This window comes from Prevotella sp. P5-126, assembly GCF_002251185.1.
Taxonomy (GTDB): domain Bacteria; phylum Bacteroidota; class Bacteroidia; order Bacteroidales; family Bacteroidaceae; genus Prevotella.
Map to the genome: position 1 here is coordinate 24,234 of NZ_NPIZ01000080.1, position 17,319 is coordinate 41,552.

At 46.4% G+C, this 17,319-nt stretch carries 15 protein-coding genes; 3 read left to right on the forward strand and 12 right to left on the reverse strand.

Features of this window, described 5'->3' with window-relative positions; genetic code table 11:
* Positions 1–22: 22 nt before the first annotated feature.
* A complete protein-coding gene (locus tag CIK90_RS09185) occupies positions 23–1,378 on the reverse strand; it encodes a sodium-dependent transporter (protein WP_094465044.1) in 1,356 nt (451 codons plus the stop codon).
* An 88-nt stretch (positions 1,379–1,466) separates the two neighbouring features.
* A complete protein-coding gene (locus tag CIK90_RS09190; protein WP_094465046.1) occupies positions 1,467–2,837 on the reverse strand; it encodes a sodium-dependent transporter in 1,371 nt (456 codons plus the stop codon).
* A gap of 68 nt (positions 2,838–2,905) precedes the next feature.
* Between CIK90_RS09190 and CIK90_RS09195 the strand changes: the two genes are divergently transcribed.
* Entirely contained in the window at positions 2,906–3,295 is a 390-nt protein-coding gene (locus CIK90_RS09195) for a VanZ family protein (protein WP_094435488.1), read from the forward strand.
* 80 nt (positions 3,296–3,375) lie between these two features.
* Here the strand turns inward: CIK90_RS09195 and CIK90_RS09200 are convergent, their stop codons facing one another.
* From CIK90_RS09200 to CIK90_RS09215, 5 genes are all read right to left on the reverse strand, one after another.
* Positions 3,376–3,858, reverse strand: a complete 483-nt coding sequence (locus CIK90_RS09200) for a CYTH domain-containing protein (protein WP_094391758.1) — start codon at positions 3,856–3,858, stop codon at positions 3,376–3,378.
* A gap of 3 nt (positions 3,859–3,861) precedes the next feature.
* Entirely contained in the window at positions 3,862–4,002 is a 141-nt protein-coding gene (locus CIK90_RS14225; RefSeq protein ID WP_158214658.1) for a hypothetical protein, read from the reverse strand.
* A 46-nt stretch (positions 4,003–4,048) separates the two neighbouring features.
* The gene (gene prfB, locus CIK90_RS09205; RefSeq protein WP_094391757.1) at positions 4,049–5,170 is read right to left on the reverse strand and encodes a peptide chain release factor 2; all 1,122 of its coding nucleotides are present in this window, start codon (positions 5,168–5,170) and stop codon (positions 4,049–4,051) included.
* Positions 5,171–5,205: 35 nt separating this feature from the next.
* Positions 5,206–7,014, reverse strand: coding sequence for a long-chain fatty acid--CoA ligase (locus CIK90_RS09210; protein ID WP_094439797.1), 1,809 nt, complete (start codon positions 7,012–7,014; stop codon positions 5,206–5,208).
* A 268-nt stretch (positions 7,015–7,282) separates the two neighbouring features.
* Entirely contained in the window at positions 7,283–7,813 is a 531-nt protein-coding gene (locus tag CIK90_RS09215) for a hypothetical protein (RefSeq protein ID WP_094465048.1), read from the reverse strand.
* Between the two features lie 210 nt (positions 7,814–8,023).
* On the opposite strand from CIK90_RS09215, the gene CIK90_RS09220 reads away from it, so the two are divergent.
* Positions 8,024–9,091, forward strand: a complete 1,068-nt coding sequence (locus tag CIK90_RS09220) for a M20 family metallo-hydrolase (RefSeq protein WP_094465050.1) — start codon at positions 8,024–8,026, stop codon at positions 9,089–9,091.
* Between the two features lie 878 nt (positions 9,092–9,969).
* On the opposite strand, the gene CIK90_RS09225 is transcribed toward CIK90_RS09220, so the two are convergent.
* The 4 genes from CIK90_RS09225 to dut are packed head-to-tail and all read right to left on the reverse strand — an operon-like array spanning position 9,970 to position 14,658.
* Positions 9,970–11,586 (reverse strand): murein hydrolase activator EnvC, encoded by a 1,617-nt coding sequence (locus CIK90_RS09225; protein ID WP_094465052.1) that lies wholly within the window; start codon positions 11,584–11,586, stop codon positions 9,970–9,972.
* A gap of 8 nt (positions 11,587–11,594) precedes the next feature.
* A complete protein-coding gene (locus tag CIK90_RS09230) occupies positions 11,595–12,446 on the reverse strand; it encodes a DUF4292 domain-containing protein (RefSeq protein ID WP_094434635.1) in 852 nt (283 codons plus the stop codon).
* The gene (locus tag CIK90_RS09235) at positions 12,443–14,176 is read right to left on the reverse strand and encodes a tetratricopeptide repeat protein (RefSeq protein ID WP_094391751.1); all 1,734 of its coding nucleotides are present in this window, start codon (positions 14,174–14,176) and stop codon (positions 12,443–12,445) included. The genes CIK90_RS09230 and CIK90_RS09235 overlap by 4 nt, the downstream gene beginning before the upstream one ends.
* A gap of 44 nt (positions 14,177–14,220) precedes the next feature.
* On the reverse strand, positions 14,221–14,658 hold the full coding sequence (gene dut, locus CIK90_RS09240; protein ID WP_094391750.1) for a dUTP diphosphatase: 438 nt from the start codon (positions 14,656–14,658) through the stop codon (positions 14,221–14,223).
* Positions 14,659–14,767: 109 nt separating this feature from the next.
* On the opposite strand from dut, the gene dgt reads away from it, so the two are divergent.
* Positions 14,768–16,108, forward strand: a complete 1,341-nt coding sequence (gene dgt, locus CIK90_RS09245) for a dGTP triphosphohydrolase (protein WP_094465082.1) — start codon at positions 14,768–14,770, stop codon at positions 16,106–16,108.
* Between the two features lie 169 nt (positions 16,109–16,277).
* Here the strand turns inward: dgt and CIK90_RS09250 are convergent, their stop codons facing one another.
* Positions 16,278–17,282: a GNAT family N-acetyltransferase gene (locus tag CIK90_RS09250; RefSeq protein WP_094434639.1), complete on the reverse strand. Its 1,005-nt coding sequence runs from the start codon at positions 17,280–17,282 to the stop codon at positions 16,278–16,280.
* Positions 17,283–17,319: the final 37 nt, after the last annotated feature.

Genomic DNA, 17,319 nt, shown 5'->3' on the forward strand with positions numbered 1-17,319 from the left:
CTCACCTGCATGACCTCTTTCATCAAACCACTCCCATTTGATGGAGGAAGATGATGAGGATGCAGATGGGACAAATATAGCGGACGGCAAAGAGATAAATCATAAACCAACGCTGATTGGTTATGCCACGATTAGTAAACTCAGCATAGACCGTACGCTTGGGAATATACCATCCGACGAATAGACAAGTGAGCATCGCTCCGATTGGCATCATAATGTTGGCAGTGATTTTATCACAAAAATCCATCAGCGCTACACCAGTGATTTGCAACCACGAACGCCCTCCTACTGACAATGAGCACAACACACAGATAGCTCCTGCAGCAACTGTCACCACCCAAGCAGAGTAACGGCGTCGTAAAGTAAACTCTTCTGTAAAGAAAGCAGTACCAATCTCGTGCATCGAAATGGTTGATGTCATCGCTGCAAAGACCAATAGTGCATAGAACATCACACTAATCACATAACCCACCACGGGCATCGACGCAAAGGCTTGCGAGAATACATTAGGCAAGGTGATAAATATGAGTGAAGGTCCACTATCGGGATTGACACCTACAGAAAACGCTGCAGGAAATATCATCAAACCAGCCAAAACAGCTATCATCGTATCGATGGTCACAATCTGGAATGCAGATTTCAAGAGGTTTGTATCTTTGGAGAAATAACTGGCATAGGTACATAGACATGCAGTACCCAACGACAAGGAGAAGAACGATTGGCCCAATGTTTCGAGCAATACGTCGCTCGACAACTTACTAAAGTCGGGATAGAACAGGAAACGGATGCCTTCTAAGGCTCCAGGCAACATGCACGATGCCACTACGATGATAATCAACAACACGAAAAGCACAGGCATAAGCAGTTTTGAAGCGCGCTCTATACCACCACGCACACCACGAGCCACCACAAACTGGGTGATTAAGATGAACAAAACGCCTAAAATAGCCGGTTTCATCGCATCACCGGAAAAATCGGTGAAATACTCTCGAACGGCATCAACATTGCCACTCGCCATGCCAGTCAGTGCTACATACAGGTATTGCAGACACCAGCCTGCCACTACCGAATAGAAACCGAGGATGATATTAGAAGTGAGAATACCAAGATAGCCGACAAACTTCCAGGGCCGACCTTTCGACAGTTTATCGTAGGCACGCGCTGCATTGGCTTGCGCATGGCGACCGATGATAAACTCACTCAACATGCCGGGCAATCCAAGCATTAGAATACATACCAAATATATCACTATGAAAGCAGCGCCACCATTCTCGCCTGCCATATAGGGGAAGCGCCATACGTTACCAAGGCCTACTGCAGATCCTGCCGTTGCAAGTATCACGCCAATCTTACTACCAAAGTTTCCACGTTCTATCATAATGGTTTGTGTTTATATATAAATATGTAGATGGCAGACGAACATAGTCCTTATGCCCCAACAATACTCCGATGAAATGGACAAAATTCTATTCCAACAGTCCAAACTGATGAAGGAATATGAATAGAATCGCCATCGGACAGATGTATTTCACCAAGAAGAGGTAGATATGAAACAAACGGGCGTACCACTCGCTACGAAGCGTTCCCCAGTTGGTAAACTCCTCACGCACTACCTTATGAGGTACAAACCATCCGATAAAGACACAAGTCAAGAATCCCACAACAGGTAGGAATATTTGTCCTGTAATGAAGTCAAACCAATCAAAAAGTGCCTTTCCACCGAAGACAAGAGTATCGGTCGCTCCCAGCGACAACGAGCAGAACGCACCGATGATAGCTGTTGATATGGTCACTATAAGGGCAGCTTTCTTGCGCGATAGGGTAAACTCTTCTTGGAAGAAAGCTGTACTTACTTCATGAAGCGACATGAGCGATGTCAGTCCTGCCAGACTCAGCAACACAAAGAATAACAACGACACAAAATAACCCACTATGGGAATGGCACCAAATGCTTGCGAGAAGACGTTGGGCAATGTGATGAATATGAGTGAAGGACCACTATCTGGATTGACACCAACAGAGAAGGCCGCAGGAAATATCATCAGTCCTGCAAGAATAGCAACAACGCTGTCGATGATAGCAATCTGCGTTGCTGACGTAGTGATATTGGTGTATCTGGAGAAGTAACTGGCATAGGTACACAAACAGCCCATCGCGATACTCAGCGAATAGAAGCTCTGTCCCAATGCACTAAGGAAAACATCGCCAGTCATCTTCGACATATCAGGTTTAAACAGAAATTCTATGCCTTTACCCGCATTAGGCAACATACACGAAGCCACAACAATGATGAGCAGAAGGATAAACAGTGTGGGCATCATCATCTTCGATGCTTTCTCAATACCATCGCGCACACCATGTTCAATAATCAAATAAGCGATACCAAGCATGACGAAGGTCCATAAAACAGGGCGAACAGGATCAGAGGAAAGCTCGGCAAAATAGGTTTTGAAATAGTCTGGTGTGCCTTGCAACTGACCGATGAACGATGCCCAGATGTATTGCAGGCACCATCCGGTGACAACGGCATAATATCCTGTAATGAGGAATCCAGTAAGCACACCCATATAGCCTACAAGTTTCCAAGGGCTACCACCCGACAGTTTGGAGTACGCACGCGCAGTATTAGACTGCCCATGGCGGCCCACAATAAACTCGCTAATCATACAGGGTATTCCCAACAACAGAACACAGGCGAGATAGATGATGATGAATACAGCACCACCATTTTCACCAGCCATGTATGGGAAACGCCATACATTACCCAGTCCTACTGCTGAACCTGCCGTGGCAAGAATCACTCCGAGTTTGCTTCCAAATCCAGTTCTTTCTGTCATATAAATCAGTTTTTGCTTGCAAAATTATAAAAAATTTCCTACATTTGCGCTCAAATTGTTATAATTGTATGAATAAAACAGCACAAATCATAAGAAAGTACCCATTATCGCTAATATGCATAGCCGTTATCTGGTATTTATCATTCTTCACTCCTCCAAAAACAGAGTTGGAAGATGTACCCTTGATTGACAAGTGGGTACACATGATTATGTATGGTGGAACATGGACATTAGTATGGTTGGAATATCTCAGAAGTCATACACACCTCAACTACCGCAAACTATTTTGGTGGGTATGGTTGTTACCCATCATGATGAGTGGTATGATAGAATTATTGCAGGAATACTGTACCAATGGGCATCGGAGTGGCGATTGGCTTGATTTATTAGCCAATTCCATTGGCATCACACTTGCCACAGCAGTAGGCATGTTGGCCAAACGGTTGTTTTTTCGCTAACACCAACAACACTAACTGAAAGTGGATATATCGTAGCTAAACGACTATTTTTCCACCAGCAACAAGAACATGTCTTCGACCTATGACTTATCACCCCACTTACAATAGGGATGTTGGCGAAGTTGGCTATTGTAATAACGGCGATCTCCAGTGACTTCAACTCCGATGAAATCGGGCAATTCTGCACTTTCATCAACCGATGACAATTCTACTTCAGCCATAACAAGACCTGTATTGTCGCCATAAAATTCATCAACTTCAAACACATGTCCGCCATGACGCACAAGCCAACGAGTCTTATCGACAAGTCCCGGTTCACAGAGTAGCATCAACTGATGTCCCTCTTCAAGGGTTATCTCCTTTTCAAATTCATAGCGCGATAATCCACCATCGAGGCTCGGTCCCTTGATGGTGAGATAGGCACGTTCGTCACGTATGCGGACGCGAACAGTTCTTCCGCGCTCACTGCAGATATAACCCTGTTGGATATGACTATGTGCAAAAGCAAGTTTCTTGTAGGAATCATCCCTGACAAGAAACTTGCGTTCGATTTCTGTAGCCATCATTTAAAGGACGGTTAATGCCCAAGCCATATAAAGCAAGCCGAGTGCAATAAAGCCACCGATAATCCACCATATCAGTTTAGAACCCTTTTTCTCTTGTTTCTTGGCCCATGCTTCACGCTTGGCCTGATGTTGTTTACTCATAATATTCAGTTTTTAGTGTTATATATTTCTATGTTCGAATATACGTTTATTCCTCATCGGTGGTAGGGAATTCCATGAGATAAGCCTTGATGAAACCGTCTATTTTTCCATTCATCACGCCATCCACATCAGATGTCTGATAGTTGGTACGATGGTCTTTCACTCGTCTGTCGTCAAAGACATAACTGCGAATCTGACTTCCCCACTCTATTTTCTTCTTACCCGCCTCTATCTTAGCTTGCGCTTCAAGACGTTTCTTCATGGCGCGGTCGTAAAGTTGTGAACGAAGCAAAGCCATGGCGCGCTCCTTATTCTTGGGTTGGTCGCGCGTTTCGGTGTTTTCAATGAGGATTTCCTCTTCCTCCCCTGTATCAGGATCAGTGTACCAATAGCGAAGGCGCACACCCGACTCCACCTTATTGACGTTCTGTCCACCTGCACCGCTCGAACGGAAGGTATCCCACGAGAGTTTTGCAGGATCCACATACACCTCAATGGTATCGTCAACCAATGGTGTGACGAAAACAGAAGCAAAGGAAGTCATTCGCTTACCCTGTGCATTAAACGGGGATACTCTCACCAGTCGGTGCACACCGTTTTCACTTTTGAGGTATCCATAGGCATATTCTCCACCTTCAATCTGCATCGTGACACTCTTGATGCCAGCTTCATCACCTTCTTGAAGGTTGGAAATGCTCACTTTATACCCATGAGCTTCAGCCCATCGTTGATACATTCGCATGAGCATCGACGCCCAATCCTGACTTTCCGTACCTCCAGCTCCTGAGTTGATTTTGAGTACACACTCCATAGGATCCTCCTTTTGACGGAGCATGTTCTTCAGTTCCAAGTCCTCAATGAGCGATATGGCGCGCTGATAGTCTGCATCTACTTCCTCTTCTGTAACCATCTCTTCCTTGTAGAAATCGAATGCCAGTTGGAGTTCGTCTGCTGCAGCTCGCACGTCATTATAGCCATCAATCCATTTCTTGATGGCTTTCACTTTCTTCATCTGTGCCTCAGCCCGCTTCTGATCCTCCCAGAAATCAGGTGCTTGTGTGCGCAGGTCTTCTTCTTCAAATTCTATTTTTTTCTCGTCGATCTTCAGATAATGACGCAGTTTGTCAGTCCTATCGAGGACATCTTTCAGTTGGTCTTGTGTAATCATCGTGTCTGTTGGCGATAATAATTATATGAAAGACATTAGTCTTCGTACATCTTGTCGATTTCTGCCTTATAGTTTTCGTTGAGCACCCGACGTCGTATTTTCAGCGTATTAGTCAACTCGCCCTTTTCCATTGAGAATTGGTGGGGCAAGAGTGTGAATCGCTTCACCTGCTCATAGTGTGCCAGCTGCTGCTGAAGGGTATCAATTCTTTCCTTCATCATGGCATAGATTTGCGGATTAGCGCAAAGCTGTTCACGATTTTCAAAGGCGATATTATGCGCACGTGCATACTCTTCAAGCATGCCATATACGGGGATGATGAGTGCCGAGACGAATTTGCGTTGGTCGGCAATGACAGCAATCTGGTCGATATACTTATCTACCAAGATTTTCGACTCTATCATCTGTGGTGCGATATACTTACCGTTAGAAGTCTTGAAGAGGTCTTTGATGCGCTCTTTGAGGAAGAGTTCACCATTTTTCAGGTATCCTGCATCACCAGTACGGAAGTAACCATCTTCTGTGAATGCCTGGCGGGTGAGGTCTTCACGGTTGTAGTATCCCTTGGTGATGGTGGGGCCTTTGAGCAGAATCTCGCCTTCATCGCTGATGCGGATATCGATGCCGTTGATGGGGCGCCCTACACTTCCCACGGTATATGGTTTGTTGAGATGGTCGCAACTGACGGTGGCAAGCGATTCGGTGAGTCCGTATCCCACTATCATATTAAGTCCGATGGAATGGACAAATTCTTCCACATGCTCACTAACAGCAGCTCCTGCTGTGGGGAAGAAATGTGCATTTTCCAGTCCCAACTCTTTACGTACGAGCGAGAATACGGTGCGGTTGAGCAGTTCGTATTCGAGATGGAGTGCTATCGGTGGTTTCTTGCCAAGGCTGAGATACTCAATATTATGTTTTCTTCCTACTGCCAATGCATGATGGAACAGTTTGCGTTGCACGCTACTGGCATGGTCTATCTTCTCCATCACACCCTGATATACCTTTTCCCAGAATCGGGGCACACTCGACATACAGGTGGGATGCGTCTCGCGCATCGACTGCTGCACTTCTTGAGGATGGGTGTTTACTATCAGTGTAGCACCTTCAGAGAGGCAGAGAATAGCCCATCCACGCTCAAAGATATGGGTATAGGGCAGGAAATTCATCACACGGTCGTGTTCATTGACATCAACACACTCGTCGTTGGCAATTATTGCCGCATGGAATTGTCCGTGGGTCAGTATCACGCCCTTAGAGTCTCCGGTGGTTCCGCTGGTATAGAGGATATTGGCAATATCGTCGTTGTTAGCCTCGCGCTGACGCTGTTCCACCTCTGTCTGACGTGGCAGTTTGTCACCAAGTTTGAGAAAATCATCGAAATAGATGGCATTGGTATCATGTTCTGAGATATGCACCATGGCATCATAGACAATGATCCGTTCCAGTGTGGGGCAGAGTGATACCACTCGGCGTGCCCGGTCGTACTGTTCTTGTTCGCCCACAAAGAGGAAACGCACCTTGGCATCGTTGATCATGAACTGTATTTGCTGCTCGCTACTGGTAGCATAGAAGGGTATGGTGACAGCCCTTACTCCCCATGCACCAAAGTCGCAGAAGAGATACTGAATAGAGTTTTGCGAGAATATACCTATGTTTTCCTGTTCTTTCACTCCGATGTTGAGTAGCGCATTGCTGACTTGTTTAACGGTTGCAGAAAACTTATTCCACGACAACGACTTCCATTCCTTGCCGCCAAAGTCCTGATAGATGAGTGCTTCGCGCTCGCCATATTTCTTAGCGAGGTCATGCACCAATACCGACATGTGGCTTCTTACTTGCATAAGCGTTTTTCCTTATTTATTATATATAATATGTGCAAAGGTACGAATAAGCGAGTGAAATACAAAGAAAAAACACAATTTATTTCGCATTTCCGAGCAAGAGAAGGAAAAGACAGAAGGAGGAAAAAGCATGGTCGGATGGTTATCTGTAGCGGTTTGATCTAAAACTTTTTCTCTCACACCACATGACAACCATCCGACATGCCGACTATCAACGTTCTCAAGTTTGAGACTTTTCGAACGTATATACTATATTTTTCTAACTGTATTATAGTGCAATACCGACCGACCAATACACAAAACCATGGTTTGGACTAAGTTCCGAACGTGAATTTACATAGCGGAAGCCCACACCAAGGTTCAGGCCAATAGCCTTACTGTTCGCTGCATGAATATGGTGTATAGACAGGTCGTAATAGTTATTATTCCAATCAGGATGTCCCACAGGCCATGCCATTCTAAAGCGCACAGGAGTAAAACTTGTTCGTTTCTTATTCTGTTGGATGTCATAACCCACACCAACACCCAAGGTATTGGTATTCATATAGGTTTTCACGCCATCCTTTCCCAAATGATGGCTCATTCTCTCATACGTGCCAAACAGCTCTACGCGCTTATGTTTTAGTCCAAAGTTGAAGTCATAGCCATGCATGGACATACCTTTGTTGCGTATAGAGAACACATGGTCAACATCAAGTGTAAGAAGCAAAGAATCTGTATTTCCTGGTTTACATTGTGCATGTAAAGCATCGCCCAGAAACACAATAAAAAAAAGAATAAATGATAGCATTTTCTTCATAACTCTTCAAATTTAATTTTTTATTAATATTGTTTGTGTTAGGAAATGTCCTTTTGGCTCGCAAAATTAAACAAGAAACTGGAAATACACAATAACCGACAATTAAAAAATCACACATTTTCTCATAGAAACAAAACATTTCGTCACTTCTCTCGCTGTTATATTAATAAAAAGGTGTAATTTTGCAAACAGGTTAATAACATACGAACGATGACAAACAATATACAGCAAATGACCGAAGAGGCAGTGGGACTGCTGCAACAAATCATCAAAACACCATCGGTGAGCCGTGACGAGAAAGCCGTTGCCGACCTGATGGAACAGCAAATGAAGCTATGGGGACTGGCTCCGAAACGTGTGGGCAACAACCTGATGCTTATCGGGAAACACGCTGAAGGCAAACCTACCCTACTGCTTAATGCACATATCGACACGGTGAAACCCGTCAGCACATGGACACGCGATCCGTTTACACCAACCATCGAAGACGGACGCCTCTACGGACTGGGCGCTAACGACTGCGGCGGCGGACTTGTCAGTCTGCTTATGGTATATCGCGCACTCTGCAACGAAGACCTTGCCTACAATCTGGTTTATGTAGCCAGTGCAGAAGAGGAAGTCAGCGGCGCCAATGGATTTACGCTGATTCGCGAACAACTGCCACCTATTGATGTGGCTATCGTGGGCGAACCGACTGGCCTACAACCGGCTATTGCCGAGAAAGGACTGATGGTAATCGATGCCGTGGCACACGGAAAGAGCGGACACGCTGCACGCAACGAAGGCGAAAATGCGATTTACAAAGCTCTGGACGATATACAATGGCTGCGCAACCATGAGTTTGAAAAGGTCAGTCCACTACTTGGTCCGACCAAAGCCACGGTAACGATTATCGGCGCTGGCACTCAACACAACGTGATTCCAGACGAATGTAAATTCACCATCGATGTGCGCACCAACGAGTATTACCGCAACGAAGAACTCTGCCAATACCTACAGTCGCAGATGAAGAGCGAACTGAAAGCCCGTTCTTACCGGCTGTCATCCTCGTCGATTCCCACCGACCATCCCATAGTGAGCCGTTGTATCGCCATGGGCATGACACCTTTTGGATCGCCAACCCTGAGCGATCAGGCTCTTATGCCCTTTGCTTCGCTGAAACTCGGACCAGGCGAATCGAGTCGCAGTCATAGTGCAGATGAATATATAGGTATCGACGAGATTGGCAATGCCATTGCCACCTACATGGAACTGTTGCAATCCATTCATTTGAAATAGGCGTCAATGTGATTTACGGCAATCAAACCGAGAAAACACAAAAACTCCCATTCCATCGGGTTTTACTTCGGCTTCAACCCTATTCGATTAGTATTTCCGACAGGCAAACCTCTTATAAATCACGCGCGCACACCTAACAATATACGCGCGCGTACGCACACGCGACGTCGCAAAATTTCGACCACTCGACCACCACAATGGCATAACACGCTATGTGTATGCAGCTTACGTGGGTGGTCAATTACGCTAACTCGGCGGTTTTCGACCACCATTCGACCACCAGACCCTCTGCCGTTGCCACCATAAAAACAGTCCATCCGCATAGCCGACAATACATGATTTGTATATTCTGACGCCAGATAACATCCTTGTCAAACGTTGGACAACACTATTGTATTATATTTGACACCACTCTCTTCCGATATTTGAAACAACTTATTTCCAACGTTGAAAAGGCTCTTGTCTAACGTTTGACAACACTCTTATCTAACATTTGATAACACCTTTATCAAACGTTGGATAACACCTTTATCAAACGTTGGATAACACCTTTGTCAAACGTTGGATAATAACTTTGTCAGCCGTTTGAAAATGCCTGAAAATAATTTTTGTTTACTTCGTGTGAATATCCACGATAAGTATCGGGAAAAGCACGTGTGGTCGAAGTGTGGTCGAAAACACAGGGTTCTGACCAATCGACCACAGTCTAAAATACTATCTCATAGCAGTTTACGCCACATCTGTGGTCGTGTGGTCGAATTTTTTAGAAAACTAAAATTTAGAGTAGCTTACCTCTAATGCACTTTGGTAAACAACATCCCCCAATCAGCCAAACGACCAATTGGGGGATGTTGTGTTCATCTATTGTGAGACCTCTACTATCTTCCGAGCCATGCTTCAGGATTGAGCTTAGCCGTTTCCTTACGCAATTGGAATTGCAGAATATTGTCTTGACCAATACGTCCAAGGGGTTGACGAGCAGTCACTTTCTGTCCACGGTGTACGTTGACCGATGACAAATTGCAATAAACAGAGATGTAACTGCCGTGACGCACCATGACGATGACCGTGCCTCCGAAGCTGAAGACACCACTCACTTCACCATCGAAGATGCTTCGTGCCTGTGCGCCAGCCTGACCTTGTATATTAATACCCTTATTGTCGAGGCGAACGTTTTTCAGTCCCTCTACATTATACTGACCGAAATGGCTGACGATGCGGTAGCCACCCGTGATAGGCATGGGCAGTCTGCCTCGGTTGCTCTCAAAGTTACCACTGATGCGCCGGTCGTCGCTGCTCATGGTATAGAGCACCTCATCCGATTTTTTCTTAGCTTCTGCCACCTCCTGTTTATGTCGTTTGGCATCTGCGGCAGCCTTACGCTCGGCAGCAATACGAGCCTGTGATGCTTCGAGGGCTGCACGATCGGCAGCATCACGCGCTTTCTTATCGCGAGCCGCCTTGGCTTCTGCACGTGCCTTGTCCTCAAGAGCTTTAGCCTCGGCAATGCGTCGCGCGTTTTCGCGTGCAGCCTCTTCGGCCTCCCGCTTCTTGCGAGCCAGTTCTGCTGCACGCTCGCGTGCAGCTTCGGCAGCAGCCTTGCGCTTGGCCTCTGCGGCGGCTCTTGCCTTTTGTCTTGCCACTTCTTGGGCAATCAGTCTGTCAATCTGCGCATTGATAGCAGCATCCTTCTTACGTTGTTGGTCAATGACCCGTTGGATGGTCTTCTGCTGTTTTTGCAACGAAGATACCACATTCTGCTGTTCGGCCTGCTTACCTTCCAGCGAACGTTTCTCACTCTCACCACGAGTCAACAGTTTGTGTTTTGCATCGCGAGCACCAGCCAGTTCGCTGCGCTTGGCAGCAACTTCAGCCTGTTTCACTTTCACATCTTCACCCTGCGAACGCTGATAGGAGGCATATTCCCTCATGAATCGCAAGCGTCGGTACATTTGCGAGAAACTGCTGGCACTAAAGATAAACATCATCTGGCTCTGAACAGATCGATTGCGGTGCATATAGCGCATCGACTTGACATAGCGTTGTTTACACTGTTCCAAATCCTTTTGCAAGGCATCGAGCTCCCGGTTCATTGTCTGTATTTCCACATCAATATTGGAGAGATCGCGACGTATGGTGTCGATGGTGCGACGCTTCGAAGCAATCTCGGTATTGATGATCATCAGATTCTGCAAACGTTGTTTCACATCGCGCTCGTTGCTACGCAGTCGTTGTTCCTGCAGTTTGATCTGTCGCTGAATATTCTTTCTTTGATTCTGCAGACTCTGCACCGACTCCGGTTGGCGCGTTGTCTTACGTTTTGCCGCAGCATTTCCTGTTCGCTTCCGGGTAGATGTTGCTTTGCCCGACGCAGTTTTTTTGCGCTGGGCACTTGTGGTTGTAGTTCTTGCCTTAGGCTTTGCGGTACGTTTCTGCTGTGCCGGCACTACCACAAAGGCAAAGGCAAGAAGAGTGAGTATAATAATTCGCTTCATTCGCTATATTAGAGAGCCATAAAGCGGCGGAGGATTTGATCGACCGTCACCTCACGGTATTTGGCAGAAACCTCTGTTCTGGTTTCCCAGTTATCATCATTCGACAGATAGTTGAGCGTCATTCCAAACTTCACTTCCTTATCTGGAGTGCGGAATGTGATGGCGTGTGTATAGGGGAAGAGACGCTTGCTGGTCTGCTTGAAGTTGCTATAATCCCAGTTCAACGAGTAGTTGCCACGGATTCTGTCTTCATAGACAATATTAGCCATCTTCACCTGTGCGCCCTCCTTATCAGCCAGCCAACGATAGCTGAGCTTATCTTTTGCAAAACTGATAACGGCATCGTCTCCATAGAGATCGGTAGTAAAATTCTTCAGCATCTCATCGGTCATCGCAGTATTGCCCGGCTGGAAGAGTTCATTCCAGAAGAGAGCCTGCAGCGAATAGAAGTTGAGTCCGCTATTGCGCATGAAGTCCAACTGATTGTAGTTGGCTTTGAGATACTGCTTGTTGATACGGTCCATGATGAGGACATAGTCTTTGGTGAATTCCAGTCTGCCTGCCTCCACAAATCCAAAGGCTGTGAGTTGCAAACGGATCACATCATCGCGCTTCATCTTGAGGTTGCCGGTGAGGGTGAGATGCTGATTGCCCACCTCTACAGAGAACTTCACTTTAGATGTGATAAACTTGGCATACTGCGCATTGTCAGTAACCTTTTGCAGGAATTCCTGCTGTTGGGCGGTAGCCACTGGTGCCTTCGAGGCATTGTCCTTGACTGCTTTTTTCTGAGTTCCGCAGGATGCGAGGGCAAATGCCACTGCCAGTCCTGCAAGTTTCATCATGCTGGTTGCTTTCATTCTTTTACGTACTTCTTTAGTTTAATTTTACGTGCTATGATTTTTAAACGGTTATCTTCTGATCCGACTGTTTGTCGGGTTCGTTCCAAAGCTTGCTTCCAATACTCGACCGCCTGCTGCTTATTGCCTACATGATAATAGATGTCTCCGGCATGTTCCAACAATACTGCCGATGTGTCGGAATCGCATTGCAGGGTCTGGTCAATATAGATTTTGGCTTCGGTATAACGTTTCTGCCGAAAGAGAATCCATGCGTATGTATCGAGGAACGTCGCGTTTTTAGGTTCAGCCTTTACGGTTTTGAGCGACATTTGCTCGGCTTTATCGAGCTGCTGGCCGGTTTCTGAGAGATAATAGGCATAGTTGTTGAGACATCCCACATTATCTTCTTTCCATTGCAGACAGGAGTCATAAGCCGCATAAGCCTCTTTGTCGAATCCCTTCTGATGGTAGATATCCCCCATGACAGCATAGAAATCGCTGACAATATCAGGATCGCTGTCCTGTGTGATTACTCCGATGCCATTCTGGAAGGCATTGAGCGCCTCGTCAAGTTTGTCTTGTTGATAGTAAGCCACGCCCTGATAATAATAAAATGCCATTTCATCGGGATTGTAGAGGCGTGCCCCCTGACACAGGCTGACCACTCGCGGCATATCCTGATCTCGCCAGGCATAATCAACGAGTTGCAATCTTGCTGCTGCATTATCCGGTGTTTCTGCAATAACACGGTCGAGCACAACGGTAATCGTGTCGCGTGGCATATTCTTTAGCGTCATATAAGCGACACAAAGCATGGCAACATCAGCATCGAGAGGCTTTTGCTCAAGCATGCGGTCAAAGAGGTAGAGCACACGAGTGGAGTCACCGCCATTCTGTTCGCTCTCTGCAATTTCTTGTCTCATGAGCGACACCCTATCCTGCGAAGTAGCATTTTTACTGACCAGGACACGCTGCATCAGCGAGTCAACCACATCAGGGTCTCCATGTTTCTGCTCGTATTGCAACAGGGCAAGGAGTGTGAAACGGTTGTCGGGATCCTGTTCAAGGATTTCATCATAGATGTCGAGTCCTTTTTCTTCCTGCCCATTATTGATAAGCGCCTGTGCATAGAGTCCCCTGTAATTCAAATCATTAGGATACTGATTGGCAAGTTTCTGCATCTCACGGATGGCAGCTTTCTTATTGCCGAGTTGGGTATAGTATCCGCTTTTCTTCAATGAGAACTGTGTACTTCTGCCTTCCATCACCTCCAAGCGGTTGAGTGTTTGGATGGCAGATTTGTAATCTTGCTGGTCTTCATAAATAGACACCAGTGCGCCAAGCACATCCTCTCTATCGTGGTTAGCCTCATAGATACGGTTCAAGACCTCGATGGCTTTGGGGTAATCCTGCTTGCTGAGATACAGATTGGCGAGTATTTCTTGATAGGTAGAAATATCGGGATCGAGCGAAGCAGCCTTTTCCACACAACGTTGTGCCTTGTCGTTTTCCTTCAAAGCATCATAGTATTGTGCCAGAAAATACCATGCTTCAGACTTGGTAGAGTCTATATCGACACAATGGCGCAACAGGTCGAAGGCCGCATCGTTGTTGCCTTTGACACGCTGGTTGATGGCTTCAAGGAAGAACGCATCGTATTTTCTCGATGTATCCTCATCGGTCTGTGCTGTTACAGCCGTGCAGATCAGAGCCACTACCAATAGAATGATTGTATATCTGCGTTTCATGTGTCTTCTTTACATTAACATCTCGTCTGTTACTGCGCTACTAATTACTTCACGCCAGTATGACCATACCCGCCTTCGCCACGCTCGGTTTCATCGAGTGTTTCTACGAGTGAGAACTCCACTTGCTCATATCGTGCCACTACCAACTGGGCAATGCGCTCTCCGTCGTTGATGGTGAAGTCTTCCTGCGATAAGTTGATAAGCACCACACCAATCTCACCGCGATAGTCGGCATCGATAGTGCCAGGGGCATTAAGTACGGTCAAACCATGCTTCAGCGCTAATCCGCTACGGGGTCTTACTTGTGCTTCATAACCCTCAGGCAATGCAATATGCAGTCCGGTGGGTATGAGCCGACGCTCCATAGGATGGAGCACAACAGGCTCTTCAAGGTTGGCACGGAGATCCATTCCCGCACTTTGCGATGTGGCGTATGTGGGCATAGGTTGGCGTCCACGATTGATAGCGTTAATTTTCAGCATTTGTTGGTTTATTTATAATAATGTGCAAATTTACAGAATTCCTACCAAACTGCCATCGTTTTTTGCAGAAAACTTTGTAGGTTTCATACTTTTTAGTAACTTTGCCATCATGGAATGGACTAAACTCATATCAAACAAACGCCTCGGACAGGAGCATCGCCACACCGAGCGCCACGACGACCGTACTGAATTTAAGCGTGATTACGACCGACTGATATTCTCGGCGCCCTTTCGACGACTGCAAAACAAGACGCAAGTATTTCCTCTGCCGGGTAGCGTCTTTGTTCACAATCGCCTTACCCACTCGCTGGAAGTGGCAAGTGTGGGAATGTCGTTGGGCAACGATGTGGCGCAAAGACTTATTGCCGAGAATCGTCCCGAACTGAAAGATACACTTTTTGAACAGATTGGGCAGATTGTTTCAACGGCCTGTCTGGCACACGATTTGGGCAATCCGCCATTTGGTCATAGTGGCGAGAAAGCCATTCAAACCTTCTTTACCGAAGGCGAAGGACTGCAACTGAAACCGTTGGTAAGTGATGCATTTTGGGACGACATCACCCATTTCGAGGGTAATGCCAATGCTTTTCGCCTGTTGACCCATCAGTTTAAGGGGCGGCGCACAGGTGGTTTCGTCATGACTTACAGCACGCTGGCAAGTATCGTAAAGTACCCTTATGCCTCATCGGCAGCTGGCAAGAAGGGCAAATTCGGTTTCTTTCAGTCAGAACAGGATTTCTACCAACGAATTGCCGATGAAATGGGGATAATTCGCTTATCCCACACAGAAGAGCCCTTGCGGTACGCACGCCATCCATTAGTCTATTTGGTAGAGGCTGCCGATGACATCTGCTATGAAGTCATGGATATTGAGGATGCTCACAAACTGAAGATTCTATCATACGAAGAGACCGAGCGCTTACTGCTCAACTTCTTCGACGAAGCCACCCAGGCGAAGATTCGCCAACGCATCGACGACGAGGCGTTGCAGGACACCAACGAAAAGATTGTGTATTTGCGTGCTTGCGTGATCGGAAAGTTAGAAAACGAATGTGCCAACGCATTTGTCGAAAACGAAGAAAACATTCTCAACGGTACGTTTACCGGCTGTTTGATAGACCACATCCATCCCACTCAAAAAGAGGCCTACCGCCGGTGTGCTGAACTTTCAAAGGTGCGCATCTATCGCAGCCGACCGGTTCTTGACGTGGAGCTTTCGGGTTATAAGATTATGGAAACGCTCATGAAACAAATGACCGAAGCCGTCATGCATCCCGAGCGTTACTATTCACAACAGCTCATCAGTAGGGTTTCCAGCCAATACGATATTCAGGCCGACAACCTTGAAACACGCATCATGGCGGTTATCGACTATATTGCAGGAATGACCGATGTTTATGCACTCGACGTTTATCAGAAGATCAACGGTATTTCACTACCTATCGTATAAGCCAAACTTGATTGACGCATCGGGAGTGGGCTAAAGCAATCAGCTTCTTTCTCGATTAGACCTTTGAGCCAAAACAGCAAAAAACATCGGTTCCATCGCAATTCTCCCACCATCATTCAAGGATATTTGCAATGGAACCGATTATCTGAAAATCCATAGAAAGCGCTCCTTATTCTCCTTGGGGCGTCTTCTCTTTATAGATAACATTATTAGCGCCGCTTGTAATCTTCAAAGCCTCAGGATGCGACTGAACAAACGAGTCGATATGGCGCTGACGCTTCTCTTCAAGTATTTCGTCAACGGCTATAAGGATTCCCGTTTCCTCCACATCGCCAAAACCATAATTGATGGCTGTGCCAAAGAGTTTCATGGTGGGCGACAAACTCATATAAGCATTAACCAATGGGGGAATATTATAGCCCAACTTTCTAATCTCCCGATTGAGGATACGATAGTCATCTTTAAAGTCCTTGCCAGAGAAGAGCGCCTCAAATTCGCGCACGTCAGACTCCAATTGTAGCGGTTTCATCGGGATAATGAGATGTTCTTTATCGTCGAAATGCTTTTTCAAGAAATAGAGAATCATGTCGCGTCCCTTACGGATATAAGAGGGGTACATGGTCATTTTTCCGAAATAGTAGCGTATATTAGGACGAATAACCGTGAGTGCGCCAAGTCCATCCCACAGGTTATCGAGTGCGAAGAGACTCTTGGCGCCCATGCGAGACGACTGATAAGGAAGCGAGACAAACGACCGACCGAGTTCTACGGTCTGGGGTGCATAGTCTTTGATAAACTTTTCAGAGAAATGGAACATGTGACTGGTGGCAAGAATAGGTTGTCCCTTGTCATCATACTCCCAGTCAGTACCCAGCAAATAACGGTAACCTCCGATAATCTCTTCCGCCTCCGGATTCCACACGATGAGCTGTTTGTAGCATCGCTCGCACGTATCAAACTCGTCGATATCGACTTCCTTGCCAGTTCCTCCGCCAGCCTCGCGGAAAGCAATCTCTCGCAGTCGCCCGATCTCCTGCATCACGTTGGGTGCATTGTGTGCGGTAATGACATAGATTTCATTGTTGCTCTTGTTGGTCATGCGAAGGCGCTTGTCGGGCGTCAGTTCGCTTTTGAGCACTTCCTTGTCAATGGGTTGAATAATTGGCTGTTCCATTTATTTATCTGTCTGTTAGCTATAGGTTGTTCTTCTG

Excerpts from the sequence above, each read along its gene's own strand:
- CIK90_RS09250 (WP_094434639.1), bottom strand. The coding sequence starts at position 17,282 with ATGGAACAGCCAATTATTCAACCCATTGACAAGGAAGTGCTCAAAAGC.
- CIK90_RS09230 (WP_094434635.1), bottom strand. The coding sequence starts at position 12,446 with ATGAAAGCAACCAGCATGATGAAACTTGCAGGACTGGCAGTGGCATTT.
- CIK90_RS09190 (WP_094465046.1), bottom strand. The coding sequence starts at position 2,837 with ATGACAGAAAGAACTGGATTTGGAAGCAAACTCGGAGTGATTCTTGCC.
- CIK90_RS09185 (WP_094465044.1), bottom strand. The coding sequence starts at position 1,378 with ATGATAGAACGTGGAAACTTTGGTAGTAAGATTGGCGTGATACTTGCA.
- CIK90_RS09225 (WP_094465052.1), bottom strand. The coding sequence starts at position 11,586 with ATGAAGCGAATTATTATACTCACTCTTCTTGCCTTTGCCTTTGTGGTA.
- CIK90_RS09210 (WP_094439797.1), bottom strand. The coding sequence starts at position 7,014 with ATGCAAGTAAGAAGCCACATGTCGGTATTGGTGCATGACCTCGCTAAG.
- prfB (WP_094391757.1), bottom strand. The coding sequence starts at position 5,170 with ATGATTACACAAGACCAACTGAAAGATGTCCTCGATAGGACTGACAAA.
- CIK90_RS09235 (WP_094391751.1), bottom strand. The coding sequence starts at position 14,176 with ATGAAACGCAGATATACAATCATTCTATTGGTAGTGGCTCTGATCTGC.
- CIK90_RS09200 (WP_094391758.1), bottom strand. The coding sequence starts at position 3,858 with ATGGCTACAGAAATCGAACGCAAGTTTCTTGTCAGGGATGATTCCTAC.
- CIK90_RS09220 (WP_094465050.1), top strand. The coding sequence starts at position 8,024 with ATGACAAACAATATACAGCAAATGACCGAAGAGGCAGTGGGACTGCTG.
- CIK90_RS14225 (WP_158214658.1), bottom strand. The coding sequence starts at position 4,002 with ATGAGTAAACAACATCAGGCCAAGCGTGAAGCATGGGCCAAGAAACAA.
- CIK90_RS09195 (WP_094435488.1), top strand. The coding sequence starts at position 2,906 with ATGAATAAAACAGCACAAATCATAAGAAAGTACCCATTATCGCTAATA.
- CIK90_RS09215 (WP_094465048.1), bottom strand. The coding sequence starts at position 7,813 with ATGAAGAAAATGCTATCATTTATTCTTTTTTTTATTGTGTTTCTGGGC.
- dgt (WP_094465082.1), top strand. The coding sequence starts at position 14,768 with ATGGAATGGACTAAACTCATATCAAACAAACGCCTCGGACAGGAGCAT.
- dut (WP_094391750.1), bottom strand. The coding sequence starts at position 14,658 with ATGCTGAAAATTAACGCTATCAATCGTGGACGCCAACCTATGCCCACA.